This is a genomic window from Arthrobacter sp. I3, assembly GCF_000520575.1.
Taxonomy (GTDB): domain Bacteria; phylum Actinomycetota; class Actinomycetes; order Actinomycetales; family Micrococcaceae; genus Arthrobacter; species Arthrobacter humicola_A.
The window spans coordinates 86,229-89,798 of record NZ_KI914910.1 but is presented as its reverse complement, the minus strand read 5'-3'; the positions used below and the strand labels follow the sequence as shown (position 1 = coordinate 89,798).

General features: G+C 71.1%; 4 protein-coding genes and 1 pseudogene. All 5 read right to left on the bottom strand.

The annotated features are described in order from the left end of the window. A pseudogene (locus Y706_RS0106270) lies at window positions 1–553 on the bottom strand (hypothetical protein); the annotation flags it as partial. Continuing rightward, complete coding sequence (locus tag Y706_RS0106265; protein ID WP_028275920.1) at window positions 550–1,191, bottom strand: DUF6084 family protein; 642 nt, start codon at window positions 1,189–1,191, stop codon at window positions 550–552. The pseudogene Y706_RS0106270 and the gene Y706_RS0106265, both read right to left, overlap by 4 nt. Then, window positions 1,184–1,963 (bottom strand): DUF5947 family protein, encoded by a 780-nt coding sequence (locus Y706_RS23915; protein WP_253906703.1) that lies wholly within the window; start codon window positions 1,961–1,963, stop codon window positions 1,184–1,186. The genes Y706_RS0106265 and Y706_RS23915 overlap by 8 nt, the downstream gene beginning before the upstream one ends. A gap of 1 nt (window position 1,964) precedes the next feature. Continuing rightward, a complete protein-coding gene (locus Y706_RS0106255) occupies window positions 1,965–2,939 on the bottom strand; it encodes a NifU family protein (protein WP_028275919.1) in 975 nt (324 codons plus the stop codon). A gap of 6 nt (window positions 2,940–2,945) precedes the next feature. Continuing rightward, window positions 2,946–3,570 (bottom strand): nickel-dependent hydrogenase large subunit (locus Y706_RS27875; protein WP_043435073.1); only part of this gene is annotated, 625 nt, incomplete at its 5' end.

The following is a 3,570-nucleotide window of genomic DNA, read 5'->3' as shown; positions in this document are numbered from 1 at the left end:
CGGCCTGGGCGGCCTGCCCCGGCGCCGCCACTTGCGTCGCCAGCAGGCGCACCTCGCCACGAAGCTCCCGCCGCCGGCGCACAAGCCGGCCGGCAATGGCGCCGGCGGGATCCAGCACGGGCTCGATGTCCTCGTTCGCCGGCACGTTCACCGGCGCGCACACGCCCGCGGCAAGCTGGCCGAGGCTGTACGGCCCGAGGGTGATCTCCTGATCCGTTGCCTCGTCCCAGCTAAGCCACCGGGAGGCGCCGACGGTGAGTTCGTCGACGGGCGTGAAACCGCCGGCATCCGCGCGTTCGGCGGAACGGCTCTGGAGGTGCAGGAAGCGCAGGTGCACGTCGACCCGGGCCGCGGGTCCCGGCTCGAGGAGGCAATCCGCTGCCATGTCCGGCTGTTCGCCGGCACCGGATTCAGCCGCGCCCGGCGGCCCGAGCACGCCGAACTGCCAGCGGGCCTGGTTCTTGGCGGACGAGGCGCGGTAGGGGTACAGGAGGTACCCCTCGTAGAGGACGGCGTCGGCGACGGCGCGGGCCAGGCTGAGTCCGGTGTTCACGGCACCGGGTCACCCGCCCCGGCCAGCAGCCCCTCGATGGCGGCCTCCCAGGAAATCAAGCCGTGGACCGCCTTGTACCTGGCCAGGGCCGCGAGGACGTCGCGGTCCAGGCGGATCCATCCCTGGTTCGGGAAGAACGCGTCCATCAGCGACCGCCAGGCCGCCACGGGCAGGGCGTACCGAGTTTCCCGGTCCCAGGGAATCTGCTCGACGCCGAAGCCCGCCGCGCCGCGCGTGAAGACCGTCCCGGAGAAGAGGAACTCCAGCGGGACCGTCCCGTCCCGCAGGGAGTTCAGGTATTTTGCCGCTGCGACCTCGAAGTCGAACGTGCAGGGCAGCGGCAGGTCAACGTCGGCACTGTCCGCAAATCCCTGCACCAGGATGCCGCTGTGCATCCAGATGAAGGGCTTGAGCGTGGTGGGCCACCGTCCGCGGGTGCCGAAGAGTTCCAGCAGCCCGGCTTCCTCGTCGGCGTCGTAGCCGCGGCGCTGGGCCAGGATCCGCACCTGGCACCGGAGGGCCATGGCATGGACGGCGGCGCCGCTTTTCTCCTGGATCCGCAGGCGGGCGGTCAGCTGGGGTGCGGCCGCGTAGGGCTCCGGGGCGATGTCCAGCACACTGAAATCGAGCTCAACCATGGCGTCCCTCCAGATCTGCAGCGGGGGCGCCCGGCCTGCTGCGGCGGCTGACCCGGTCGAAGAATCCCGCGAGCTCCTGGCGGGACTCCTGGCCGCCGTCGAAGCCCTTCCATACCCGCCGCAGGCGGCCCACCAGCTCATAGCACGCATCGATGGGGACCAGGTGGCAGTCCGCCCGGTCCCGGTCGGGGCCGGGGGCGCGGATCAGCAGGGCTTCCGTGTCGGGGGCGAGCACGGTGATGGCCGGGTTGGCCGCCTCGACCGACGCCCAGGCAGCCAGGGGAAGTTCGGACTCCGTGGCGCCGGCGGGGCTCGGGTAGAAAGCGGCCGTCCGGCCCAGGGCCGAGTTGAAGAAGAAGAATGCCAGCCCCACCGGGATTTCCAGCTCGTCCCACTGGGCCTGGCCGAGCTCGAAGGGCTCGAACGAGAGGTAGCGGTCAGGGACGGAGCGGTAACGCAGATGGGCCGACGAGTCCGTGAACAGCAGATAGCAGGGCCGGCACGTGCACAGCAGGGAGCGGCTCTCCAGATCCACCACGTGCTGGTGGGCGTCCGGGATGGGCTCCGCGCACATCTCGCAGCGCTCGCCGGCGGGCTGGGCCGGGCGGGTGGACGCTATCCGGCGGAGCACGGCGAGCGCCGACGCGCTGTTTCCGGCCCTGTTGATTCTGGCCCTGTTGTTTCCGGCGCTGCCGGCCGGCTGACTCCCGGTTCCCGGCGTCGCCGTCATGCCCTGCTCCGTTCCCGTGCCGCGGAATTCATGTGCCTGCATCTCACAGCGGGTCCGCGGTGGTGGGGACGGCCACGGAGGGAACCCCGTCGCGGAGCAGCAGCGGGAGGGGATCAAGATGCAGCGCCTTGTCCTCCAGGCAGGCCCCGGCCTTCCGGACGTCGTAGTGGCTGCGGCAGTGCGGGCAGCGCAACAGCCCCCCGCCCACCGGGGCAGCCAGCGCCCGCTGCAGCGAGGCGCCCGGCATGGAGTGGGTGCACCGCGGGCACCGGTCCACAAACGCGTAGACGTCCGGGCCGATCCGGCACGTGAGCACCTCCACACCCGCCACCAGGAAGCCCGCCACGGCTCCGGACTCCAGCTCAGCGAGGGCCGGGACCGCCTGCCACGTGCCTGAGGCCGGCGTGCCGGCGTCGGGGACCGCCCAGTCCGGCGCGGCACTGCGAATGCCGCCGTCGGGCGGGCCGCCCAGCCCGTCCAGCCGCGAGCGCAGGGCGCCGACCGGGATGAGGGCGGGAACGGCGGCGGGAGCCGCCTCCTCCACTTCGATGCCGGTCACCTCGGGCGCCGCAGATTCGATCGCGTCCTCGACGGCGAGCTTCAGAGTCACCGACGACGACGGACAGCCCTGGCAGCTGCCCAGCAGCCTCAGCCGGACGACGCCTTCTTCGCTGATACCGAGCAGTTCCACATCCCCGCCGTGCGAGCCGAGGTAGGGCCGGACCGAGTCCAGGGCGCCGGCGACCCTGCCGGGCAGGTCCACGGGGTGCAGCCCGTGGATCAGGAGCAGGCCTGACACCAACGGGTCGGAGGTGAGGGCGGACACCGTTCCCGGGCCGAGCGCACCCTGCGAATCGAGCACGTGCAGGATCCGCTCCAGCCCGGCACCGTACAGTTCCGTCACCTGCCGGACCAGTTCCTCCGCCCGGTCCCGGGCCACCGGACCGCCGGAGCCCAGCGCGTCCAGGAGGGAACTGATCCGTTCACCGGCCGAGCCCAACAGATTCTCCCGGTCCATGGCGGACTACTCACCGGTGAGCGACTGCGTGGGGGAGTGCAACAAGTCCAGCGTCTGCCCGTCGCCGAGATACATGTGGACGCCGCACGGCAGGCAGGGGTCGAAGCTGCGGACGGTGCGCATGATGTCGATGCCCTTGAAATGATCGCGGTCGTTCTCCTCGAAGATGGGCTGGCCCTGCACCGCGTCCTCATACGGGCCCGGTGTTCCCTCGGAGTCGCGCGGGCTGGCGTTCCAGGGCGTCGGCGGATACGGATGGTAGTTGGCGATCTTGCCGTCGCGGATCACCATGTGGTGCGAGAGCACGCCGCGGACGGCTTCGGTGAAGCCGCAGCTGATGGCTTCCTCCGGCACTTCGAAGGACTCCCACGTCTTGGTGCGGCCGGCCCGGATTTCCTCGAGCGCCTTTTCGGCGAAGTGCAGGGCGGCGGCCGCCGCGTAGGCCTGGAAATAGGTCCGGGCGCGGTTCCGCTCCAGCGTGTTGCTCCACTGCGGGATCTTCCATTCCAGGGTCACCGGGCCCTTCAGCGCAGTCTTGGGGAGCTCGATCTGGACGCTGCTGCCCGTTGACTTGAGGTAGCCGGTGTCGACGAAGCCGGCAAGGGCGGTTGACCAGAGGCGGGCCAGCGGG